Genomic DNA, 23,951 nt, shown 5'->3' with positions numbered 1-23,951 from the left:
ATCTCTATGTTTGTACGTATTAATAAAGACAACGTTTCATGATTTTATTGTAACATTTTTATTTACGATTTACTTGTGAAACCATTTCTTTGTTTATTCTATCCTTGCAAAAGGAATAAGTTAAATAAATTGGTATGTGTTTTTTATACTTTAGGTAAATTTAAAGTTTTTAAAGGAGCAAAGTATAAACAAAACTACGACTTCCGCCATTTAGACTTGGCGGTAAGCCAAGTTTTGCTAATCTCATAAAAGGGGGATCACTTCATGGCTTTAAATGTATCTCAAAAACTCATTAATGAACATTTAGTTTCTGGCAAATTGACACCTGGAGAAGAAATTGGACTTTCTATTGATCAAACACTAACGCAAGATGCCACAGGGACTATGGTAATGCTTGAACTTGAAGCGATGGAAATTGAACGGGCTAAAACAGAAGCTTCCGCTCAATATGTCGATCACAATGTCATTCAAGAAGACAGCAAAAACCCTGATGATCATTTGTTTTTAGAAAGCGCCGCTAAACGGTTTGGTCTTCATTTCAGCCGGCCGGGTAACGGCGTCAGTCATCCTGTCCATATGCAAAGGCTCGCCAAGCCAGGAAGAACACTGCTTGGCTCTGATAGTCATACTTGCGCGAACGGCTGCATGGGAATGCTTGCAATGGGTGCAGGAGGTATTGATGTGGCAATGGCTATAGCCGGAGAACCATTCTATGTAAAAATGCCGCAAATATGGGGGATAAAACTCACAGGAAAACTTCCAGATTGGGTAAGCGCTAAAGATATCATTTTAGAATTGCTCCGCCGCCATGATGTAAAAGGTGGTGTAGGAAAGGTCATGGAATACTATGGACCAGGCTTAGAAGAATTAAGCGCTATGGACCGTCATGTCATTGCGAACATGGGCGCAGAACTAGGTGCCACTGCGAGTGTATTTCCTTCCGATCAGGAAATTAAACGTTTCCTCAAAAGCCAAGGCCGAGAAGATGACTGGTATGAAATAACTGCTGACAAAGACGCTTCCTATGATATTAATGAAGAGGTTAATCTTTCTGAACTGGTTCCGCTCATTGCTAAACCTTCCAGCCCAGGAAATGTAGTAGCGATTGATGAGGTAGCTGGAGAAGACATTTACCAATCTTATGTTGGATCTTCTGCTAACCCAGGTTACCGTGATTTCGCTGTCGCAGCAGAAATCGTAAAAGGACAGCAAATCGCAAGCGGCGTGTCATTTGATATTAACCCTACATCTAGACAAATGCTTACAGACCTAGTAGAAAATGGACATATTGCCAGCCTGTTATCTTCTGGTGCCAGACTTCATCAGGCGGGCTGTAACGGCTGTATAGGAATGGGGCAGGCACCAGCTACAGGAAGAAATAGTTTACGTACGACACCTCGTAACTTTCCAGGGCGCTCCGGTACAAGAGAAGACAGTGTGTTTCTTTGCAGTCCTGAGGTAGCCGCCGCATCTGCTTTAAAAGGAAAAATCACGGATCCGCGTACGCTTGATATGAAATATCCAGATGTGAAAGACCCTGATAAACCAACCGTTGATTTCCGTCTGCTTGAAGAACCGCTGCCTTTAGAGGAAGCGAAAAAAACAGAATTGCATAAAGGACCCAATATTGCTTCTCTTCCTGATATGGAACCGCTCCCAGATGAGATAGAAGTTCCCGTTCTTTTAAAAGTAGGAGACAACTTCTCTACTGATGAAATTTTAGCTGGCGGAGCCAGAGTTCTACCGTACCGAAGCAATTTACCTGAAATCAGCAAGTTTGCCTTCGAAATTTTAGACGAAGATTATTACAACCGTTCCCTGAGCCTAAAAGAAAAATCCGGCCATGCTATTGTAGGAGGATCCAACTACGGCCAAGGATCAAGCCGTGAACATGCTGCCCTGGCCCCGCGTTATTTAGGTCTTCGTGTTGTTTTTGTTAAAGACTTTGCACGAATTCACTGGCAAAACCTTGTAAATTTCGGTATTCTTCCACTGACATTTGCAAATGAAGATGATTATAACCAGTTTGACCCGGGAGACATTATTGTAATGAAAAACTTAAGAGAAAATATCAAAAAAGGAAATGAGCTTAAAGCTTCTCTCAAAGATAAAAATAAAGAAATCAAGATGCTCCATGCATTATCTGACCGTCAAGTGGAAATCATGTTAACAGGAGGACTTATTAATTGGGTCAAAGACAAGCAAATAAGAAATGCATAGGTTAGTACTCCCTTAAAGGAGCGAACAGCAATGGATTTAAACCAAAGTGTATGTAAAGCATGTGATGGCACAGGCCTTTTGATGGACGATGAACAATGGAAGTATTCATGCAGTGTTTGTGGAGGAGACGGCATTTTACAAGCAGGAGAAAATCCGGAGCCGGAAACGACATTTGAAGTAGATGAAAACAACCGAACGCTGGAGTAAAAAGTGTCGCAGCTAAAAAAGCTGCGACGTTTTTTTACTGTTTTATCCATTTTATAATTTCTTTTCTACATGCAGCCGATCACTTCATCCAGCTGCAACGTGAAAGATTGCATTATATAATATGAACGGGTGTCCCAAGAGCTTTATCTCCCGCCTCCATTATAGTCTCTCCAAGAGTAGGATGAGCATGAACAGTAAGCGATAAATCTTCAGCAGTCAATCCAGCCTGAATACTGACGGTTAGTTTATTTATTAACTCAGAAGCATTAGGACCAGCTGTTTCAGCTCCAAGAAGCGTGCCGTCCTCCTTATCAATTATTAAACGTGTAAAGCCTTCCTCTTCTTTTGTGGTCATTGCTCTTCCATTTGCTGTAAAAGGAAACGAGACGGTTTCAATATTATACCCTTTCTCCTCTGCCTGCGGTCCAGTAAGACCCACTACAGCTAATTGCGGCTCGGAAAAAACGATGGCTGGGATATGATAATCCGTAAAATCATTCATTTCTCCATTAATCGCTTCTACAGCTATTTTTCCTTGAAGAGAAGCTTTATGAGCTAAAGCAGGACCTTCAGTTAGATCACCGATAGCAAAAATATGTTTTTGATTTGTTTGGCATTGTTGGTTTACAGGGATAAAGCCTTTTTTATCCCGTTCAATACCGGCATTTTGTAACTCTAGTGTATCACTGTTGGGCTTTCTTCCTACCGTGACAAGTAAATACTCTCCATCTAATACGTGCGTTGTATCATTTGCAGAAACTGTAACTTGAACGTCTTCATCATTTTCTATTGCACTTTCGACTGCAGTATTTGTCATTATTGTTACATTTGGACGGTCTATTAACTTTTTACTTACAAGGGCTGCCATATCCTCAGAGAAACCTGGAAGAATCCTTTCTCCTGCTTCGATAATGGTTACTTCCACTCCAAAGTTAGAAAACACTGTACCAAGCTCAATTCCAATATAGCCTCCACCGACAATGTTCATTTTTGAGGGCAGCTCGTTAAAATCTAGAGCTTTATCAGAAGTGATTATCCTTTTTCCATTTGGAATCGTTGGAATTTCTACCGGCCTTGAACCTGTTGCAATAATACACGAATTAAACTTAACCTTTGATTGCCCCTGTTCATTTTTTATAAGAACCGTATTTTCATTGACAAAAGAAACTTTTCCTGGAGTTATCATTACATTATTTGCTTTTAAAAGCCCGCTCACTCCATCAGTCAATCTCTTAACAATACTATTTTTCCAGCCACGTAATTCTTTAACATTTAACTCTGGTTTTTTAAATCGAATCCCCATCGTATGAGAGGTTTCTGGTATTTTGTATTTTTGACCTGCTTCTATTAATGCTTTTGACGGTATACAGCCTGCATTCAAGCAAACCCCGCCCAATTTACTTTTATCTGTAATCATAACTTTTTGACCAAGCTGGGCAGCCCTGATAGCTGCCACATAACCGCCTGGCCCGGCGCCTATTACCAATGTCTCTACGCTGTCTTCCGTCCCCACGGGTTTCCCTCCTATACTTTATCTATAGTAAAAGCTGATACGGTTTCTCTAATAGGGAAGCTATATTATTTAAGAAGCGGCTCGCTGGTTCTCCATCAACTACTCGGTGATCAAATGTAAGGCTGAGTGGCAAATATTGTCGTGGTACAGCTGTTCCATTTTCAAACTTTGCTGCTTCTTGAGCCATCCCCACACCAAGAATTCCTGCTTCCGGCGGATTAAGTATAGGAGTAAAAAATTCTACTCCGGCTGCTCCCAGGTTTGTAATAGTGAATGTAGATCCTTTCATTTCATCTGCTGTCAACTCCCCTTGTCTAGCTTTACTGCTCAACAATTGGATGCATTGGTTTAAATCACCGACAGATTTTTCATCTGCATTTTTAAGGACTGGAACAACCAGCCCGTCATCCAATGAAGTAGCAATCCCTAAATGGATAGAGCTATATAAAGTTATCGTCTCGTTCTCAAATGAGCTGTTTATGAAAGGATGGTTCTTTAATGCTTCCGTTACAGCCTTAGCAACAAAAGCAGTTAAAGTTAGTTTTGATTCAACGCCGCTTTCTTTAAGCTCTTCACGAACTTGTTTTTGGAGATGAAGAAGTTCAGTTATATCCGCTTTTTTCATAATCGTAAGCTGTGCGCTTTGTTGAAGGCTGCTATGCATACGTTCAGCAATCACTTTGCGCATACCTTTTACTGGCTGTGTGTTCATCTCTTCTTTCACAGACAGATCGTTTTTTATCATCTCTTCTTTTTCGTTTTCACCAGAAGTGTGCTCCGCCTGCTTTTCTATATCTTGTTTTGTAATTCGTCCATTTGGCCCGGTGCCAGTTACATTTTCTATTGGAATTCCTTTCGCTTTTGCTAGTTTCTTGGCCGCGGGCGATATTTTAATGGTTTTTTTCACAGCAGGAACAGAAGGCGGAGCTTTAACAGCAGTTGAAGAGCTGGATTGGGAAGACGAGTTGCTTCCTTTATCTGATACATCCTTTTCCAATGTTGTGCTTTCTACTGCTTCTCCTTTTTCCCCAATATAACCTACTGGTTTCCCTACTTTAACCACTTCATCTTCTTTCGCCGTTACTTTGATTAAATAACCTTCAACAGGCGCTTCTACTTCATTTGTTATTTTGTCAGAACTTATCGTTACAATTGGTTCTCCTTTTTTTACGGGTTCATCTTTTCTTTTTAACCATTCCACTACGGTTCCTTCTTCCATACTCATCCCGAATTTCGGCATCACAATTTGTTCAGCCATACCGTCTCACCCTCCTTTTTATATGTAGAGGACTTGTCTTTCCCGTGCCAGACAGGTCCTCTTTCTTTTCTACATTGCTACGCTGGAGTCATCATCAATTAACTCAGATACCACTTCCACCACTTTCTCTGGTGTTGGCAGATAAACATCTTCTAGGACCGGAGAAAATGGAACGGGGCAATGAGGAGCGGTAATCATCTTAATAGGGGCATCGAGGTAATCAAAACCTTTGTCAGCTACCATGGCAGATATGTCAGTGGCTGCATTGCATCTTGGATTTGCTTCATCAATAACGATAAGTCTGCTCGTTTTCATCACTGATTGCAAAATCGTTTCTTCATCAAGAGGGGATAGACTGCGTGGATCAACCACTTCCGTTTCAATCCCTTTTTTAGCTAATTGATCAGCGGCATCTAGAGCCGTATGAACCTGTTTACCTATTGCTACTATCGTTAAATCTTCTCCTTGCCGTTTAATATCTGCTTTTCCAATTGGAATAGTGTAGTATTCTTCCTCTACTTCTCCTTTCGTGTTATATAAAGTTTTATCTTCAAAAAATACAGTTAAATCATCATCTTCAATGGCAGCGATCAACATCCCTTTTGCATCAGCTGGAGTAGATGGGACCACTACTTTTACACCCGGGATTGCAGTAAACAATCCATATAAGCTTTGTGAATGCTGGGCCGCCGCTCTAAAACCAGCTCCGTGCATCGTACGGATGGTTAATGGGATTTTTGCTTTGCCGCCAAACATGTAACGAAGTTTCGCTCCTTGATTCATCACTTCATCTAAACAGCTTCCTATAAAGTCGTTAAACATCAATTCTGCAATTGGACGCATTCCCGTTGCCGCGGCGCTAACAGCAGCTCCTACATAACCTGCTTCTGCTATCGGAGTATCCAAGACCCTGTCTTTTCCAAACTCTTGAATAAGTCCTTTTGTTACACCCATTACTCCGCCCCAAGCATCTTCGTTCTGCAAATGATCTACTTCAGCGCCGCCAGCTATATCTTCTCCTAATAAAATGACATCCTCATTCTTACGCATCGCTTGCTTCATTGCTTCATTTAATGCATCTGAAAACGTAATAACTCTACCCATTATTACCCCTCCTTATTCTTTATAAGAAACGTAGACATCTGTTGTCAGTTCTTTCACTTCCGGCATTGGACTTTCTTCTGCAAAAGAAACCGCCTCTTCTATTTCTTTTTTTACATTTTCATCGACTGTATGAAGATCATCCTCACTTGCCAATCCATTCTTAAGTACAAATTGACGAAAAAGTATAATTGCATCCAGCTCTGTTAAATGTTCCTTTTTTTCTGGTTCGGGTTTGTACGTTTGAGCGTCCCCTTCAAAATGCCCATAATTTCGGTATGTTTTACATTCAATTAGGGAAGGACCTTTCCCAGCTCTTGCTCTTTCGATTGCTCTTTCTGCGGCTTCATACACTGCCATAGTATCTTTTCCATCTACTGTTTCTCCAGGAATCCCATAGGAAGCAGCACGTTCGGCAATATTTTCACAGCTTGAAGCATATTCAAATGGTGTAGCTTCTGCGTACCCATTATTTTCGGCTACAAAAACCACTGGTAAATCCCAAATCGCAGCCATGTTAATACCCTCATGGAATGTACCGTGATTATTGGCTCCGTCTCCGAAAAAGCAAACAGCTACTGCACCTGATTTTTTTAGTTTTGCTGTTAACGCTGCACCTGTAGCAAGTGGAAATCCTCCTCCGACAATTCCGTTTGCCCCAAGCATCCCTTTTTCGATGTCCGCAATATGCATGGACCCGCCTTTCCCTCGGCACAATCCAGTGGATTTGCCATATAACTCTGCCATCATTCCTTTTAGATCACAGCCTTTTGCAATACAATGGCCATGCCCGCGATGCGTGCTTGTTATGCTGTCTATATCATCGAGATGAGCACATACCCCAACTGCCACCGCTTCTTCTCCAGCATATAAATGGACAAAACCGGGCAGCACTCCTTTACTGAACGTTTCGTGCACCTGATCTTCAAATCTGCGAATTTCTGCCATTTTTTGATACATCCACTTTGCTTTTTCTGATGTGAGGTTCGTTTGCTGGACTTCAGAAACACCCATATAAAAACCCTCCTTCAAATTTTCTACACATAAATATTTGCAAAACTTATGCCAAAAAAGAAAACGCTTACAATTAAGCGTTTTTGGACAAGCTTCTGTTTTTATCTAAAACATGAGTGAGACAAATTAAGATTGTGTCTCATATTTTCTCGTTTTGTCTCATATCCTTTAAAGTTTATATTTTTTTATTTTCCGATAAAATGTACTTCTCGGTATATTTAATAATTTTGCAGCTTGAGCAGCTTTCCCGCCGGTTTCTTGAAGGGCCTTTTTCAATGTATCTTTCTCTATTTCTTCTCGATAGGAAAATTCAGATTTCTCATCAATATTTCTTTTTTCAAGAGAAGCAGAAGTGAGAAGAGAGTGAAGTTCGGACGCGGACGGGTATCTGTCACAATATATCGTTTGTGCTCTTTCAAGGACATTAAATAACTCTCGGATATTTCCAGGCCATGAGTAATTCATTAAAATTTCCAACAACTCTTTTGGCCATTTATTTGGGAAACTTGTCTTTTTGCAAAAATGTTGAACGAAAAAAGGTATGTCATTGGACCTCTTACGTAATGATGGAATTTCAATTGGGAACACATACAAACGATAAAATAGATCTTCTCTAATTCCTTCACTAACTTTCGTAAGTCTTTGTTTGTCGCAGTGATTAAACGAAAATCCACCGAGACAGTTTGATCTCCTCCTATCGGTGCTACTTGTTTTTCTTGGAGAGCACGTAAAAGTGTAATTTGCATAGATGGTGGAATTTCACCAATCTCATCTAAAAACAAAGTTCCTCCATCCGCTTGTTTTATTTTTCCTTCCTTTCCACTTCGGCGGGCGCCAGTAAAGGCACCATCCGCATATCCAAAAAGTTCACTTTCTAAAAGGTTTTCAGGTATAGCACCACAGTTTACAGCAATAAATCGGCCCTTTTTTCGTGTACTATTTTGATGAATTGATTGAGCTAACATTTCTTTTCCTGTTCCGGTTTCTCCATGCAAATGAACTGTGACATCTGTTCTCGAAGCCTTCTTTGCTTCATGGATTGTTTTTTGAAACGCTAGGCTTTTGCCTTTTACACCTGGATATTCAAACGAAACAGATTCATTTGTTATAGAATGTTTCTGAACAGACTGCTTTGGTGCTTGGATTTGAAGATTATAACCGATCATGTCTTCTGTTCCTTTTGATAAAATTGGTGTTTTTGATGCATGAATAATGCCTTGGGAAGAATATTCTTGTAAAGTCTTACCGACCTGAACAGGGTAATCTTTAAGGTCTGAATGAATGTATACAATTTTATGTTTACGATTACATAATATATATGGAGTTGATGCAGGGGATTCTAAAGCCCAAGATAACAATTCTACTTCTTCTTCTTTCATTTGCTTTTTCCATTTGTTTTCAATAGCATAAGCAGCAGCGACGACTGTACCCAATATGTGTTCATATGTGTCTTTTGAAAACGGACTAGAAATATCTAACACTCCAAGAAGTTCTCCGTCTTCATCATAGATAGGTGAGGCAGAACAGCTCCAATTTTGAGAAGCAACAGAGTAATGTTCGACACCTGTAATCGTAATAGGTTCTGTAGTACTAATGGCTGTACCAATAGCGTTTGTTCCTACTTCTTCTTCCGTCCATTTTACACCCTCGGTAAAATTAATGTCCTTGGCGATTTGATATGCGGATGTATTTCCCATCATACGCAGCACATAACCATCACGATCGGCAAGTAATAAAACGACATTTAACTGTTCATACATTTTTGCAAGATTTTGTAAAAAGGGCATTGCTACTTGAATCAAGCGTGAATTTTTTTGTTTTCTCTCTTCTAATTCTCTTCCATTTAAAAGCAGCACTCCTTTTCCATTATAAGGATCTACTCCGGTTTGACGACAATGAAACCAGGATTCTGCAATTCTTTTTTCCATCCTGGACGTATCAAGTGTCCCTTCTTGAACAAAGCGCTTCCACGTCTCCCGTTTCAGCTGCTCCATTGCCAGCTCTCACCTCTTTCTAAAAATTTAAAAAACTCCAAGTTAATTTCTAGTCATTCATTTCTTTATACCCCCCCTAATATCTTCGTCAACTATAACGTCAATACCTGCGGGAAACTTCACCTTAAAAACGTCGATTTCACCTAATTTAACTATGATAGTTTAGAACAAGTCCAAATGGAGGAAGCCGTAATTTCCTTATACTTTCCCCTTTAGCAAAATTGCTCTTTCCTTATGTAGAAAAAGAAAAACCACCCATTTTTTGGTGGTTTTCTTGCATTCATTATTTTATTTTGGTATAAAGGAAATCAAAGCATCCATAAAGGGATCATTCATTAGCGTGGATATTTCTTGCTTTATGGATGCTGTTGATTTTTTATGATGGATGTGGTTTTGAAATTTCGCTTAGTGTGTTCCCTGCTGCTTGATCAGCATTTTTTGAGACCGCCAGATCCCCAATAGAAACGACACCTTTCACTTTTTGATCTTCTGTGACTACTAACCGCTGAATTTGATGATCTTGCATTAACCTAGAGGCTTCATCGACCGACATATCAGGGTAACCAGTAATGACTTTTTCCTGCATGATGTTTTCTGCGGTAACTTCATTAGGCTGCACTTCTTTTGCAAGTCCATCGATAACCACATCTCTGTCTGTTACACATCCAACTAAATGATCGTCTTTGACAATAGGAAGAAAACCAATCTCATTTTCTTTCATCTTTTTAGCCAAAGTATAGAGATCATCAGAAGGGCTGCAGCATTCGGCAAAGGTTGTCATATGCTTTTGAATAGTTTGCATAAAAACCTCTCCTTTCTTTACGCGGCTTTCGAACAGATTGAATTCTATTTTCTGCGTTGTCTGCTGCGAGCTTCTCCGCCTTTTTGACCGATATCTTCATAAAATTCTTCTCCATGTTCCTCTGAAGTGGTTTCTCCGCCTTTTTGACCAATGTCTTGATAGAACTCTTTGTCATGTTTCTCAGAAGTGGTTTCTCCACCTTTTTGGCCGATGTCTTGATAGAATTCTTTGTCGTGCTCACTAGAAGTCGTCTCTCCGCCTTTTTGGCCGATGTCTTGATAGAATTCTTTGTCGTGTTCACTAGAAGTGGTTTCTCCACCTTTTTGACCGATGTCTTGATAGAATTCTTTGTCATGTTCATTAGAAGTGGTTTCTCCGCCTTTTTGGCCGATATCTTGATAAAATTCTCTATCATGCTGTTTAGCTGTCGTTCTTCCGCCTTTACGACCTGCTTCTTCTAAACTCATTTTACGATTATCTCTTTTTGCCATGTCTGCCATCTCCTTTCGAAGATTGTAATTATTTTTGATGTTACATTTTTATAAATTAACGAATTCGAGCAAAATGAAACGTTGAATTTCAAGTTTGTGGCCAATTTATGACTTAGGCCCTAACTTGAAATATTAAATGATGGAGTCTTGTTTTTCCTCAAAACCACTGATATGAAGAGACATACTACAATTTCCCCGGTGTTTGTGCCCATCAAGCAAGGAAGACAAAAGTCTTTGCCTATTAAAAAACTTGGCTTGCTGCCAAGTTTTTTAGTATTAATTGTCATCCTATGTTGCTTTTTTCTTCGGAGCCGTTTGTCGTTTTTTGGCAGCCGGTGCTTTTTTTGTCTTTTTATCGGTTGTTTTCTTCTTATTTTTATCTACAGAAGCCTGCAGTGCTTCCATTAAATTAGTAACATTATCTTTTCTAGGTTCCTCTTTTGTTTCAACCACCTCTTCTCCATTTTCTTTTGCCTCAATTAGATTGAGCAGTTTTTGACGGTACTCATCCTCATATTTTTCTGGTTTAAACGCGGCTGTCAGTTGATCAATGAGCAATTTGGCCGTTTCAAGCTCTTTTTCTTCCACATTTTCTGCCTCCGGTACATTCGGTACATCAGCTGCATTTCTTATTTCATCGGGATAATGTAACGTTTCCATAAGGAGTGTATTATTGTAAACACGCAATAAAGCCAATTGTTCTTTAGAACGGATCATAATCTTGGCAACGCCTACTTTTCTGGAGTCTTCTAGAGCTTTTCTTAAAAGAGAATAAGCTTTTGATCCGCCTTCATTTGGTCCAAGGTAATAGCTCCGATTAAAATAGATCGGATCTATCTCATCTATATCGATAAAATCCAGTATTTCTACGGCTTTTTCATTCGTTTCTTTTCGCAGGGATTCGATTTCTTCCTGACTAACAATGACAAAACCTCCGCTTGTTGTCTCATATCCTTTCACAAGGTCGTCTTTTTCCACTTTTTCTTCACAAACAGGGCAAACTTTTTCGTATCTTATCGGTGTTTTACATTTTTCATGAAGTGTTCGAAAAGAAACATCTTTGTCTTCTGTAGCGGCATGCATTTTAATAGGAATACTGACCAAGCCAAATTGTATACTCCCTTTCCACATCGTATGCATCTCCGATTTCCTCCTTTTTAATTTGCAGGTTCTTTTCTTTATATTGTGCATGAGAGAAGCCTTTCTCATTCATACTAAATGTCAGATTAAAAAGAAGAAGGGAAAGAATCGTTCAATGGCCTGGATGAAACCATCACGTACAAATGAAATACTAAAAGGGAAAAATTGGCGTTATGAAATAAAATACGATGGTTACCGTGCCTTGTTATCTTGGGATGGCAAAAAACTTGTACTTAGCAGTAAAAATGGCCATGCATTAGAAGACAGATTTCCTGAAATTGTTGAAACAGCAGAACAATTTTTTCCAGTGAATAAGACCATAGAGCTTGATGGGGAACTTACTGTTTTGGACAACTGGGGAAAAGCGGATTTTTACATGCTGCAAAGGCGCCATCGTTTGCGTTCAACTAATTCTATATACAAAGAAGCTAAACAACGTCCTGTTTGTTTTCTTGCTTTTGATTGTCTCAAAATAAATGGAGAAAGCTTGTTGGAGAAAAACTGGCTAGACCGAAAAAAGGCATTAAAAGAATGGATGATACATGCAGACCTCCCCCTAAATCCAGATCCTCAATGCACAGAGCGCGTTCAATTTCTCCCCTCATATAATGATATTTCTAACATCATCGAGGAAATTAAGACTTGCCGAAGTGAAGGAATCGTGATGAAAAACATAACCTCTCATTATGAAAAAGGGCGTACCAGTCAATGGTTAAAATATAAAACGCCATTTGTAACACCTTGCTTTATAACTGCGTATGATCCTGCCAATGATTACTTTCATTTAGGTGTTTTCGACGATGAAGAGATACTTCCAATAGGGAAATGTGCACATGGCTTTTCATCTCATGAAAAAGAAGCCGTTACAGAAACCATTAAACAAAATGGCGATTGGGATGTATCGAAAAAAATGTATTATATAGACCCTTCTATCGTCGTAGAAGCAACCTACACCACCAGAAAAGAACAAGAACTGCGTGAACCACGTTTTTCCCGGATTCTTTTAGAATCACCAGTTTCTAAGTGCACGAAAGAACGGCTGTATCTTTCTGACTTACGCTTTCCGAAAACGGTCAGTATTACTCATCCTGACAAACCTCTTTGGCCTGACAAAGGCGTAAAAAAGATTGATTTTCTTCATTATGCAAGAAACATCGCTCCTTTTGCTCTTCCTTTTTTAAATGACCGTCCTTTGACTGTTATTCGTTTTCCTCATGGAATCAAAGAAGAAGGGTTCTTTCAAAAGGATTGTCCAGATTATGCTCCTGACTTTGTGGAGACCGTTAAACTTGACGATAATCAATATGTTTTATGTAATAAAGTAGAGACTTTTTTGTGGCTGGCTAATCAACTTGCTTTAGAATGGCATATACCATTTCAGCGCTATCATACAAAGTATGTGGATGAAATTGTTTTTGACCTCGACCCGCCAGACCCGGATTATTTTCAACTTGCCATCAAAGGGGCATTATTGTTAAAAGAGCTTTGTGATGAATGTGGTTTATTTTCATTTGTGAAGTTTTCAGGTAATAAAGGCCTGCAAGTTTATTTACCACTGCCAGAAGAAACATATACATGGAATGATACAAATAAAATAACAACTTCATTTGGAGCTTTTTTAACAAAAAAATCTCCTGAACTCTTCACCCAGGAACGACTTAAGAAAAACCGCGGCAGCAAACTTTATATTGATGTCCCTCAACATAGACAGGGAAAAACAATTATTGCACCGTATTCCTTGAGAGGAAAAACAGAACCCTTGATAGCCTGTCCGCTTTTTTGGGAAGAAGTATCTGATTCTTTAGAGCGAACACAATTTACGATGGAACACGTGCTAGAAAGGCTTCTCATAAATGGCTGTCCTTTTCGGGAAATGGAGAAAGTGAGAGGAAACCAGCCAATAGATCAACTGCTTTCTATCCTTAAAGATAATAACTAGAGGAGATGTCCATGTTATCGGAAGACCTTATAAAACAATGCCAAAAGCGAATAGAACCTTTTGATTGTGAAGGATTTGTATACGGAAAAGGGCCCCAGCATCCTGCCGTCATGTTTGTTGGTGAAGCTCCAGGGGAAACAGAAATAAACAACGGTATTCCTTTTAGCGGAAGAGCGGGGAAGCATTTTAATCAATACCTTAAGTATCTCGGTTTATCGCGAAAAGATATTTACATTACAAGTGCCGTTCGCAGCCGGCCTTATAAATGGGAAAAGCGTCGTGGAAAAGAAGCTCGTAAATATAATCGCACCCCAAATCAAAAAGAAATTGCAGCCCATGCACCTATTCTTGATGCGGAGATAAAATGGACAAATCCTCCAATCATTGTACCAATGGGGCGCATCGCGTATTGGCGTTTGTTGGGAAACTCTCCACGAATGGATGAAGTGACTGGGGTTCCTGTTGAGACTGCTGTCCGCTGCTTGGATGATTGGGAGAAAAATACCTATTGTTTTTCAACGAAAACGTATGCTGTTCTTCCGATTTATCATCCAGCAGCTGTGCTTTATAGACGCAGTTTGGAAACCGATGTTTATAAGCATTTGGATGAGTTAAAAAAGCTGTTCGCTGATAAAATGTAGATGTTCGAGCAAAACGACAAAATTTTTGCTTGTTCCGACAATTTTCTCGCTGATCATAATATTTGCGGATTTATTTAATATCCTTGTGCTGCCCGGTAGAGTGGCCTAGGAGCGTAAAATTGTCTAATTGAAGCGTACCCACTATGATACGAATATCATTAGCCAGTCTGTTATAAGTATAGCCGTTTATTGGTTTATCTGAATTACCAAAGCCCCTCCAGTCTATGCCAATACAGCGGTAACCCATTAAGGGAAGAATATCAATTTGTTTGTTTCGTCGTATAAGATTGCATTCTGTTCTTTTTCGACTTAAATCGTGGTGCTTTGTTCTCTTTCTTGAAGAATCGCGTATATGAATCGGCAAGGTTTTTTAAGAGAAGATTGAATAGCAACGCTGTCCACTTCTTTTAACCAAATCCATTCTTTCTTGAGTTGTGTTAACTGTTTGGAACAAGCGTTATACGTTAATCCCTTGCCTGTTTCTTGATACGTGCCTCTCCATTTAGCAAGGAAATGATAGAACACAAAACGACTACAACCAATGGTTTTCGCAATAAGTACTTCCTGTTTTTTGGTTGGATAGATCCGGAGTTTATATGCTTTGTGAACCACCATTTCCCCCACCTCTCCCCATGAAGCTACTCTTATTATAAGACATTGGCACGAAAAAGGGCATATATTCTCTTTTCTATTCAAAATATTTTGGCTGTCTTAACAAGGAGACGGAGGGAATTATCAGACAATAGAGATAGCTAAAGCCATCTCTTGTCCGAAGGCGATTTATCTCCCACTTACTCGCTAACGCTCCTTGAAGTAGGAGTCTTCTCGCCTAGTAACGATAAAACTCATATACTCATCACTTTCCATTGTTTAAACCCACATGAAAACAGGGTGCAATTTTTTATTCTAAAATTGCACCCATTGATTGAAGAACCCTATTTGAAGTAGTGTCATTTAGTTTTTATCCGAATTTGTGTTTTCGTTTTTAGAATCATCTACTATATTATCTTCCTCTGTCTTTTTTATTTCTTCATCCTCTTCCCTGGTTGCGGCTACTCCTTGGTCATACGCTTCATTGGAAGAACCAACATTATCGATGTTTCCTCGCGAAACATAGCTTTCTAACATAGCCTTCAAGTCCATACCGGTTGCTTCCTTCAAAGACTCTTGAATACCAAGCATCGTTGAAGTGACATTATTTGCTATTTTTGAAGATCCGCCTTGAGAATGACTTCCACCCATATCAATAACTTTCATATCCTTAATTTGTGAAAGCGGTGCAGAAACTTTCTCCGCATAATCAGGCAGCACGTTTAATAGCATTTCCACTATAGCAGCTTCCCCGTATTGCTCCATTGCTTTTGCCATACGTTCTTTAGATTCTGCTTCTGCAATACCACGCTGGCGTATCACTTCTGCTTCAGATTCCCCTTTTATGCGTTCTTTATCTGCTTCGGCCTGGGCTTTTTTCGTTGTTTCATAAGCTTGTGCATCAGCGATGGAACGCCGACGTTTATTTTCCTCTTCTTCTAGCTCGACAGCCCGCTGTCTTTCTATGTATTGTACTTGGAGTTCTTCTTCTTTCACCTGCTGAGCTAATTTTTGTTTTTCAAGCTCACCGGCCTGGGCTGCATTCGCTTCCGCTCGGTTTGTTTCTTTTTGGAATTCAGCTTCTTTAATATCTTTTTCTTTTTTGGAAGCGGCGATGGCTGTTAACCGGCGATTTTCTTCATCTTGTGCTTCCTGATCATTTTTTGCTTGATAAATACGTGTTTCTTTCTTTGCATCGGACTCTGCCATATTAGCCTTTTTCTGTACGTCAGCAATGTGAGGGCGCCCTAGCGCATCAATATAGCCGTTTTCTTTATCCACATCTTCTACATCATTTAAGGCAAATGACGTAATTTCAAAGCCCATCCCTTTCAGATCCGCTTCAGCGATTTTCTTTACTTGTGTATTGACTTCTTTAAAGTCATTATAAATTTTCTCAATCGGAAGGGAAGCAATAATGGAACGCAAATGACCATTTAACACATCATTTAACTCAGATTCTCGTTCATTTTGTTTTTTCCCTAAAAATTTCTCTGCAAAGTTTGCCATTATCTCTAATTCGCTGCCTATACTGATGACAGCCGTACTAGCCACTCGTACAGGAATACCTTCTTTTGTATACGCCTTCTCTGAGTCTACTTGCAGCTGGAAAGATGTTAAATCAATCGGTGTAGCCGTTTGAAACATACGAAGACGATACCCTCCGCCGCGAATAATTTTCACAGAACGCCCATTTTGATCTTCAAACACATTTTTCTCTTTTTCGGGATCTCCTAAATTTGGACCGGTGACTATCAGCGCTTCATTTGAACTTGCTGTTTTATAGCGAATTCGAAAGATAATAAATGTCACGACCCCCGCGATAACGGCTAAGAAAATAAGAATAAACAAAATAATCATAAATAAACCTTCAATCATCTCTATTCCTCCTTTAATTAAAGTTAAGGGTAAACATGACTTTCTGTACATAACCAATCAATTGGTAAAAATAAAATAAATGCATAAGGGAATTTCGCCTCTAGTCCCTTACCCTTTTTTCTTCTCACCTGCCTTCATTCAACATCTTATTCATTTGTTACGAAAAAGAAAAAATAAAGGTTTCAATTTAAGACAAATCTATGTATTTCTTTGTCTAATCGAATCAATCTTCTCATTTTGTTTGTTAGCTGCTCGTACAAATAAGAAAAGCGCAAGCGCTCTTGTTTTTAAGACGTTCGGCTAAGTTACTCACGTCCTGTAAGAACGCCGAACTGGCTTGCACAGGATGGGCTGACTTTTCCGGTGCGAACACGATGTTCGCGATTATAGCAAACGTTTCTTAAATCGCCGCGGGCCTCCGAAAGGCTGGGCGCTGAAGCTAGACATCAATGCGCAACATTTTATACTTTCTTATCCTATAAAAAAAGGATGCTGCTCCTATAGGAAAGCATCCTTTTTTTAACACATTACAATGACAGCTCTATTAACTAGAGTTGAGTGTATTGATTCTTAATATTTCGCTGGCCTAAAAGGAAGATCGTTATAAAATTAATGCAGCGATTAATCCAAAAATTAAGAGAGGAATATTAAAATGTAAAAATGTTGGAACACACGTGTCCCAAATGTGATTGTGCTTCCCATCTGCATTCAAACCAGATGTTGGCCCAAGGGTGCTGTCAGAAGCTGGAGAGCCTGCATCACCAACTGCTCCCGCTGTACCAATTAATGCAGCCGTTGCTAGCGGAGAAAAGCCTAGCGCACTACAAAGAGGTACAAACAGCGCAGCGAGAATAGGAATGGTTCCAAAAGATGAGCCAATTCCCATCGTTATTATCATTCCAACAAAAAGCATTGCAACAGCTCCCAAAAATTTGCTATCACCGACAATAGTTGAAGATGTTTCGACTAACTCCTCTACAGCCCCGATATCTTGCAAAACGGTAGCATACCCAGAAGCAACCAGCATTACAAACGCAATCATCCCCATCATTTTAATGCCGTCGTTAACTATGTTTTCTCCTTCTTTAAACGGAACGATCCTGAATACTAACATTAGAATAATACCAGTAAGCGCTCCCAAAATTAGTGAGTCTGTAGCTAACTGCACGGCAAGAGCAGAAATAATAGCAACTATGGTGAAAAAGTGAGACATTGTAAATATCATTTTCTTTTCTGTCGTTGCGGCAGTCTCTTCTGCTGCTGATATATCTCTCATCTGCTGGACTGATGTTTCTCGATCTTTTCGAAAGGTTATAAATATAGCAAACAATAGACCACATAACATTCCAATGCCTGGTAAAAGCAATGCAATTGGGATTTGCCCAAGATTGATTGACATGCCATTCGCATTCATTTCGTCTCTAATAATTCCATGAAAAATCAAACCGAAACCCGCAGGAATCATGACATATGGCGCTTTTAAGCCGAAAGTTAAAGCGGTCGCTACAGCTCTGCGATCCAGCTTCATAGTATCAAATAAGTGCAGGAGCGGCGGGATCAAAATAGGAATAAAAGCAATGTGTACAGGAACGACGTTTTGCGACAAACATGCCACACCTGCAATAGTTAGTAGTAACACGGCTTTTTTCCCTTTTAAAATATTAATTAAGTGTTTAACGAGAAATCCTGTTATTCCAGAGTAACCGATCATAACAGCAAATGCTCCAAGTAAAATGTAGCTTAAGGCGGTGTTAGCCTGTCCACCCATTCCAGAAACGAGCATTTCAATCGTTTCCGAAAATGATAACCCAGCAGCAGCCCCTGCTGAAAGGGCTGCAAACAGTATCGCTAACACAACGTTTAGCCGCAACAAACTTAAAATCACCATAACTAAAACAGATATCACTACTGCATTAAACAAATAACCCTCTCCTTTCACCTGTGAAATTTAAGAATGCACCGTTTCATTTTCCATTCCAACAGATGTTATTGGAATTTTTTTTATCCATCTGTACATAGCTTCTATATCTTTATAAAACATCCGGTCAGATTCAATAAACGGAACAATTGTCCGGCCTGCTTCCAAAAATGCTCTTGTCATAGGTGCCATTTTGTTCTTTCCGCGATACTCAGCTGCCTGCATACTGCAGATTGCTTCAATCGCTAACACTCGGGATGCATTTTCAATTACCTTTGCTGTATGCCTCGAAGCGATTGTTCCCATGCTGACATGATCTTCTTGATTTGCAGAAGAAGGAATGGAGTCAACACTTGCCGGATGAGTCAGTGTCTTATTTTCTGAAACAAGTGATGCTGCCACGTACTGCATAATCATGGCACCAGATTGCAATCCTGGTTCCGGGCTTAAAAACGGAGGCAAATCATTCAGCTGAGGATTAACAAGCCGTTCAATTCGGCGCTCGGAAATGTTAGCCAGCTCCGCCATGGCAATTCCCATGAAATCCATTGCTAATGCAATGGGCTGGCCATGAAAGTTCCCACCGGAAATTACTTTCTCTCCATTATTAAAGATAAGCGGGTTATCTGTCGCTGCGTTCATTTCAATTTTAAGCTTTTCTTTAACATAATGAAGCGTTTGCCATGTCGCCCCGTGCACTTGCGGGATGCAACGGAGAGAATATGCATCTTGGACACGCAACTCTCCTTGTTTTGTTGTTAATTGGCTGTCTTTCAAGTATTTTCGAATTCGTTCTGCTACCTCTACTTGTTCTTGGTAGCCGCGTGCCATATGAATTTCTTCATCAAACGCATCCATTATACCGCACAACCCTTCTATTGTGGTTGCAGCAATAATTTCTGATTGATAGGCAAGGTTTTCTGCTTCTAAATAGGAAATAATTCCCATTGCTGTCATCGCCTGTGTACCGTTAATAAGTGCCAAACCCTCTTTAGCTGTTAAAGTAATAGGCTTAATTTTCTCCTGTGTTAAAGCATGTATGGCAGGTACTTTCTCCTCTTTATAAAACACTTCTCCTTCCCCGAGAAGGACTAAGGCTAAATGAGACAATGGCGCCAAGTCTCCGCTTGCCCCAAGAGACCCTTGCTGAGGAATGACTGGGTGAATTTGTTTGTTTACAAGCTCTAGCAGACGATCAATAATAAGCGGACGCACACCAGAATACCCTTTCAGGAGGGCATTAGCCCTTAACACTAGCATGGCTCGTGAAACGGTTTCTGGAAAAGCTTCACCAACTCCGCACGCATGCGAATGAATCAAGTTTTTTTGGAGTACTTCCACATCCCCCTTTTGAATTAGCACATCGCTGAATTTTCCAAAACCAGTCGTAATACCATAAATAATTTCTTGATTCTCCACGATAGATTCTACAGCTTCACGACTCTTTTTCACATCCTCTATGCTTTCCTTTGCAGCTTTAACTTTCTCCCCCTCAAACAATACTTGTTTCATTTCAGTAAAATTAAGTGAATGCCCTGTTAATGTCACCATGTTTCTCACTCCTCTAGTTTCTTTACTTGGTTAAAGTGCCAATAAAAAGGGGGCTATATCAATGCAACGTTAACGGTTGCAATGATATAGCCCCCTAAACTCTACTAATAACTGTGGGCAGTTTATTTAAATGTGATTAACACCTAATCCAATTGTTTCATGCTCGGCCCCTTTTACTGGTGCACCGATCGTGCCATATAAGGAAACAGCAATCCATTCTCCTTCGTTCTTATTTTCATAGGGTGTACCCCGGACAATGGCAAAGCTTAGTCCCACTGTACGCAGCATTGATCCTAATTGAACCTGCCCTCGGGTTACACCATGCAGTGATTCGATAATGGCATGGTACAATGCATGACTTTCACGATAAAGACCGGTTTCTACAATTTCATTCTTCTTCGCTGCTGTCTCGATAGCTGCTACCACTTTATGAGCTTCCATCGAGCCAACTTTTCCTGTACAGCATTTCCAATCTAATTGCTTTATCTTTTCTAATTCTTCGCTCTTGTCATCGCTGAGCACTAGGAGAATAGCACTTCTCCCAATACGAGAATCCTTACTTAAGGACATTATTAACACTCTTTTCCATCTCGGTCTGATAACTTCAGACAAATCTAATAACTAATAACTAACAGCTTTTAACTAATAGTAATTGTAAGCGTTTTTTCAAAACCATGTCAATACATTTTTTTGTGGTTTAATACCTGGATATTCCGTGCGTTAATCACTGCCGCTAGGTAATTGATCTTCTTTTAGTATAGCTAATGTCATATCCGCTACTACGATGTCTCCGGTACGTACGTTCACTTTTTCAACTATTCCGCAGCTGCTTATTTCTACCTTTTTGACTGAACCGTGAGCAGTTTTAATAGAAAAAAGAGGTTCCCATTCATGAACGAATCCTCCTCGATTAACGAAAACTTTTTCTACTTTTCCTTGGTATTCACTTTGGACTGTTCGATAGCTGCTCATCTCTTTTTCCCCCTTTTTTACACCCATCCGCGAAATGTTGAAGCTTCCGCCATTTTTCGGATACCAACGATATAAGCGGCTAGACGATTATCCACATGATGAAGTTTTGCTGTATCAATGACATTATGAAAAGCAGTAACGATTTTCTTTTTCAGTTTTTCTAATACTTCCTCCTCAGACCAGTAGTACCCTAAATTATTTTGCACCCATTCAAAATAGGAAACAGTGACACCCCCGGAGCTAGCCAGGATATCTGGGACAAGCAGCACATCTCGTTTTGTTAAAATTTTCGTAGCTTCTAATGTTGTCGGACCATTGGCGGCTTCAACGACAATTTCAGCTTTAATGTTTGATGCATTCTTTTCGGTGATTTGATTTGAAATAGCTGCCGGCACTAAAATATCACATTCACATTCGAGCAGTTCTTCATTTGTAATTGTGTTCGAAAATAAATTGGTTACTGTTCCGAAAGAATCACGCCGTTCGAGTAAATAGTCAATATCCAGCCCGTCTTTATCATATAATGCGCCATCTGCGTCAGATATTCCCACAATTAGGGCGCCTCGTTCGTTAAGAATTTGCGCTAAAAAGCCTCCTGCGTTACCAAATCCTTGAATAATCACCCTTGCACCATCTAAGTCAAGCTTTTTTTTCTTCGCTGCTTCTTCAACGCAAATGGCTACTCCCATGGCTGTCGCCGTTTCACGGCCATTTGAACCACCAAGAACAATTGGTTTTCCGGTAATAAAACCAGGTGAGTCAAATTCACGAATCCGGCTGTATTCATCCGTCATCCAAGCCATAATCTGCGAATTCGTAAATACATCAGGGGCTGGAATATCTTTTGTCGGTCCTACGATTTGACTTATTGCCCGCACGTACCCTCTACTTAACCGCTCCGTTTCTAAAAAAGACATCGCCCTAGGATCACAAACTATTCCACCTTTACCTCCGCCAAAAGGCACATCGACAATGCCGCACTTTAAACTCATCCAAATTGATAAAGCTTTTACTTCATTTTCCGTTACAGAGGGATGGAATCGAACACCGCCTTTCGTTGGACCAACTGCGTCATTATGCTGAGAACGATATCCGGTAAAAACTTGGACACTGCCATCGTCCATTCTTATCGGTATCCGAACGGTCAATGTGCGAACAGGTTCTTTAAGCAGTTCATATACTTCTTCTTTATAACCAAGCTTTGATAAAGCATGTTTTATTTCATGCTGTGTTGCTGATAGTAGATCTGTCTGTTCAGCCGTACTTTTGACACTTACTGCGTTCATACTATTACCCCTTTTATCGTTTCCCTGATTTCATTTTTGGTCGCAACTTTAGCTTTAAAGTAATAAATAAGCCAGAGGAGTTGTGATTATAATCGTTAATACCACACGTTCAATCCAAATCACAATTAATTTCGGAATACTTATTGGGATATCCGTAGATAAAATACATGGTATTAACGCTGAGAAAAACAAAATAGCTGAAACTGACAACGTACCAATTACAAATTTTGTAATCATTGGTGCTTCTGTAACCAGAAGAGCCGGGAGAAACATTTCGGCAATGGAGACTGCCGATGCCTTAGCTGCAAGCAATGGATCAGGAACCTGCATCATCCAAGTAAATGGATAAAAAATGTAACCCAAGATATCAAACATAGGAGTGTATTCAGCAAGTACTAATCCAAGCAGCCCAACCGACAGAATGGATGGTAAAATAGCCATTGTCATAATCAATCCATCCTTTAAATTAAGCCAAACGTTTTTTAGAAGCGATGGAGAACATTCTGCTGCTTTCATAGCTTGAAACCAGGCAGCTTTTAGACGATTCTTTTCAATGATGTTCTCAGGACGGCCTTCCCGGTTATTGATATATTGATCACTCTCTTTACTTAACGGCCAGATCCTAACAGTGATAGCGGTTACAAGAAAGGTTACGAATAAGGTCACCCAGAAATAAGTGTTCCAAATTTCCATTAAACCAAGTGTTTTTGCCACAACAATCATAAATGTTGCTGAAACGGTGGAAAAACCGGTTGCAATAATTGTCGCTTCCTTTATCGTGTATTTTCCTTCTTTGAAAACTCGGTTTGTAATTAATAAACCAATCGAGTAACTGCCCACAAATGAGGCCACAGCATCAATGGCAGACCGTCCGGGCGTTTTCCAAATCGGTCGCATTACAGGCTGCAAAACAACTCCTATAAATTCTAACAACCCATATCCAACCAATAAAGCAAGAAAAACAGAACCAATTGGCACCAGTAAACCAACCGGTATGACAAGATTTTCAAAAAGAAATGGTCCCATACTCGGGTCGAACAGCCAATGAGGACCAAATTGGAAAACAAGCATAACAGCAACGACAGCCCCGAAAATTTTAAAAATGGATAAAATTATATTAGCCAAATCTTTATTCCATGAATGATTAATAAAAGGATAGACCGCTCCAGAAATAATAACTAGTAATACATAGTATGGAACAAAAGCAGTAAATGTCGTTTGAATATAGGTAACGAAATGATCGAGAGCAATAGAAGTAGTTCCATTTACCTTAATTGGAATAAAAAAAGTAAAAATACCGATTAGACTAAAAACAATAAATTTTAATAAATTGCTCGTCCATTGCTGTTCTTGGTACTCAGCCGGGGACTTCTTTTGATGATTTTCCATATAAATGCCTCCCCATATAGAAATATTTTTAATAGGAGAGGGATCT

General features: G+C 39.8%; 20 protein-coding genes and 2 pseudogenes. 4 read left to right on the top strand and 18 right to left on the bottom strand.

Translation table 11 applies throughout. The features are described from left to right. The first annotated feature begins 264 nt into the window (after window positions 1-264). A complete protein-coding gene (locus CEF16_RS18320; RefSeq protein WP_091584536.1) occupies window positions 265-2,220 on the top strand; it encodes an aconitate hydratase in 1,956 nt (651 codons plus the stop codon). Window positions 2,221-2,250: 30 nt separating this feature from the next. Then, window positions 2,251-2,427, top strand: coding sequence for a hypothetical protein (locus tag CEF16_RS23890; protein ID WP_170032096.1), 177 nt, complete (start codon window positions 2,251-2,253; stop codon window positions 2,425-2,427). A 112-nt stretch (window positions 2,428-2,539) separates the two neighbouring features. On the opposite strand, the gene lpdA is transcribed toward CEF16_RS23890, so the two are convergent. The 9 genes from lpdA to ku all read right to left on the bottom strand — a co-directional run bounded on the left by lpdA (window position 2,540) and on the right by ku (window position 11,740). Next, window positions 2,540-3,940 (bottom strand): dihydrolipoyl dehydrogenase, encoded by a 1,401-nt coding sequence (gene lpdA, locus CEF16_RS18315; RefSeq protein WP_091584534.1) that lies wholly within the window; start codon window positions 3,938-3,940, stop codon window positions 2,540-2,542. 22 nt (window positions 3,941-3,962) lie between these two features. Beyond that, window positions 3,963-5,198: a dihydrolipoamide acetyltransferase family protein gene (locus tag CEF16_RS18310; protein ID WP_091584532.1), complete on the bottom strand. Its 1,236-nt coding sequence runs from the start codon at window positions 5,196-5,198 to the stop codon at window positions 3,963-3,965. Between the two features lie 69 nt (window positions 5,199-5,267). Further along, entirely contained in the window at window positions 5,268-6,302 is a 1,035-nt protein-coding gene (locus CEF16_RS18305) for an alpha-ketoacid dehydrogenase subunit beta (RefSeq protein ID WP_091584530.1), read from the bottom strand. 12 nt (window positions 6,303-6,314) lie between these two features. Next, complete coding sequence (locus CEF16_RS18300; RefSeq protein WP_091584528.1) at window positions 6,315-7,313, bottom strand: thiamine pyrophosphate-dependent dehydrogenase E1 component subunit alpha; 999 nt, start codon at window positions 7,311-7,313, stop codon at window positions 6,315-6,317. A gap of 168 nt (window positions 7,314-7,481) precedes the next feature. Then, complete coding sequence (locus CEF16_RS24555; protein ID WP_483860548.1) at window positions 7,482-7,856, bottom strand: helix-turn-helix domain-containing protein; 375 nt, start codon at window positions 7,854-7,856, stop codon at window positions 7,482-7,484. Next, on the bottom strand, window positions 7,778-9,307 hold the full coding sequence (locus CEF16_RS18295) for a sigma-54-dependent Fis family transcriptional regulator (protein WP_245917918.1): 1,530 nt from the start codon (window positions 9,305-9,307) through the stop codon (window positions 7,778-7,780). The genes CEF16_RS24555 and CEF16_RS18295 overlap by 79 nt, the downstream gene beginning before the upstream one ends. Before the next feature lie 376 nt (window positions 9,308-9,683). Next, window positions 9,684-10,109 (bottom strand): CBS domain-containing protein, encoded by a 426-nt coding sequence (locus tag CEF16_RS18290; RefSeq protein WP_091584526.1) that lies wholly within the window; start codon window positions 10,107-10,109, stop codon window positions 9,684-9,686. A gap of 44 nt (window positions 10,110-10,153) precedes the next feature. Further along, the gene (locus tag CEF16_RS18285) at window positions 10,154-10,600 is read right to left on the bottom strand and encodes a general stress protein (protein WP_096241761.1); all 447 of its coding nucleotides are present in this window, start codon (window positions 10,598-10,600) and stop codon (window positions 10,154-10,156) included. A gap of 288 nt (window positions 10,601-10,888) precedes the next feature. Continuing rightward, window positions 10,889-11,740: a non-homologous end joining protein Ku gene (gene ku / locus CEF16_RS18280; RefSeq protein ID WP_091584522.1), complete on the bottom strand. Its 852-nt coding sequence runs from the start codon at window positions 11,738-11,740 to the stop codon at window positions 10,889-10,891. 115 nt (window positions 11,741-11,855) lie between these two features. On the opposite strand from ku, the gene ligD reads away from it, so the two are divergent. Further along, window positions 11,856-13,679: a DNA ligase D gene (ligD, locus tag CEF16_RS18275; protein WP_170032094.1), complete on the top strand. Its 1,824-nt coding sequence runs from the start codon at window positions 11,856-11,858 to the stop codon at window positions 13,677-13,679. A gap of 11 nt (window positions 13,680-13,690) precedes the next feature. Further along, window positions 13,691-14,320 (top strand): uracil-DNA glycosylase, encoded by a 630-nt coding sequence (locus CEF16_RS18270; protein ID WP_091584517.1) that lies wholly within the window; start codon window positions 13,691-13,693, stop codon window positions 14,318-14,320. A 91-nt stretch (window positions 14,321-14,411) separates the two neighbouring features. On the opposite strand, the pseudogene CEF16_RS18265 reads toward CEF16_RS18270, so the two are convergent. From CEF16_RS18265 to CEF16_RS18225, 9 genes and pseudogenes are all read right to left on the bottom strand, one after another. After that, window positions 14,412-14,588, bottom strand: a pseudogene (locus tag CEF16_RS18265) (alpha/beta fold hydrolase); the annotation flags it as partial. Then, window positions 14,584-14,935: pseudogene (locus tag CEF16_RS18260) on the bottom strand (helix-turn-helix domain-containing protein); the annotation flags it as partial. The pseudogenes CEF16_RS18265 and CEF16_RS18260, both read right to left, overlap by 5 nt. A gap of 339 nt (window positions 14,936-15,274) precedes the next feature. Further along, window positions 15,275-16,789, bottom strand: a complete 1,515-nt coding sequence (locus CEF16_RS18255; protein WP_091584512.1) for a flotillin family protein — start codon at window positions 16,787-16,789, stop codon at window positions 15,275-15,277. A 601-nt stretch (window positions 16,790-17,390) separates the two neighbouring features. Next, window positions 17,391-18,710: a Na+/H+ antiporter family protein gene (locus CEF16_RS18250; RefSeq protein ID WP_091584509.1), complete on the bottom strand. Its 1,320-nt coding sequence runs from the start codon at window positions 18,708-18,710 to the stop codon at window positions 17,391-17,393. 27 nt (window positions 18,711-18,737) lie between these two features. Beyond that, window positions 18,738-20,258 carry a histidine ammonia-lyase gene (hutH, locus tag CEF16_RS18245; RefSeq protein ID WP_091584506.1) on the bottom strand — a complete coding sequence of 507 codons (1,521 nt, stop codon included), beginning with the start codon at window positions 20,256-20,258 and terminating at the stop codon, window positions 18,738-18,740. Between the two features lie 126 nt (window positions 20,259-20,384). Next, window positions 20,385-20,828, bottom strand: a complete 444-nt coding sequence (gene hutP, locus CEF16_RS18240) for a histidine utilization transcription antiterminator HutP (protein WP_091584503.1) — start codon at window positions 20,826-20,828, stop codon at window positions 20,385-20,387. A gap of 150 nt (window positions 20,829-20,978) precedes the next feature. Further along, window positions 20,979-21,230 (bottom strand): biotin/lipoyl attachment domain-containing protein, encoded by a 252-nt coding sequence (locus CEF16_RS18235; RefSeq protein WP_091584500.1) that lies wholly within the window; start codon window positions 21,228-21,230, stop codon window positions 20,979-20,981. Window positions 21,231-21,247: 17 nt separating this feature from the next. Then, entirely contained in the window at window positions 21,248-22,516 is a 1,269-nt protein-coding gene (locus tag CEF16_RS18230; RefSeq protein ID WP_091584497.1) for a Glu/Leu/Phe/Val family dehydrogenase, read from the bottom strand. A 54-nt stretch (window positions 22,517-22,570) separates the two neighbouring features. Then, the gene (locus CEF16_RS18225; protein ID WP_091584494.1) at window positions 22,571-23,905 is read right to left on the bottom strand and encodes a YjiH family protein; all 1,335 of its coding nucleotides are present in this window, start codon (window positions 23,903-23,905) and stop codon (window positions 22,571-22,573) included. Window positions 23,906-23,951 lie beyond the last annotated feature (46 nt).

The sequence above is a fragment of the Alteribacillus bidgolensis genome, assembly GCF_002886255.1.
GTDB lineage: Bacteria > Bacillota > Bacilli > Bacillales > Marinococcaceae > Alteribacillus > Alteribacillus bidgolensis.
This window is presented reverse-complemented; position numbering and strand designations above follow the sequence as displayed.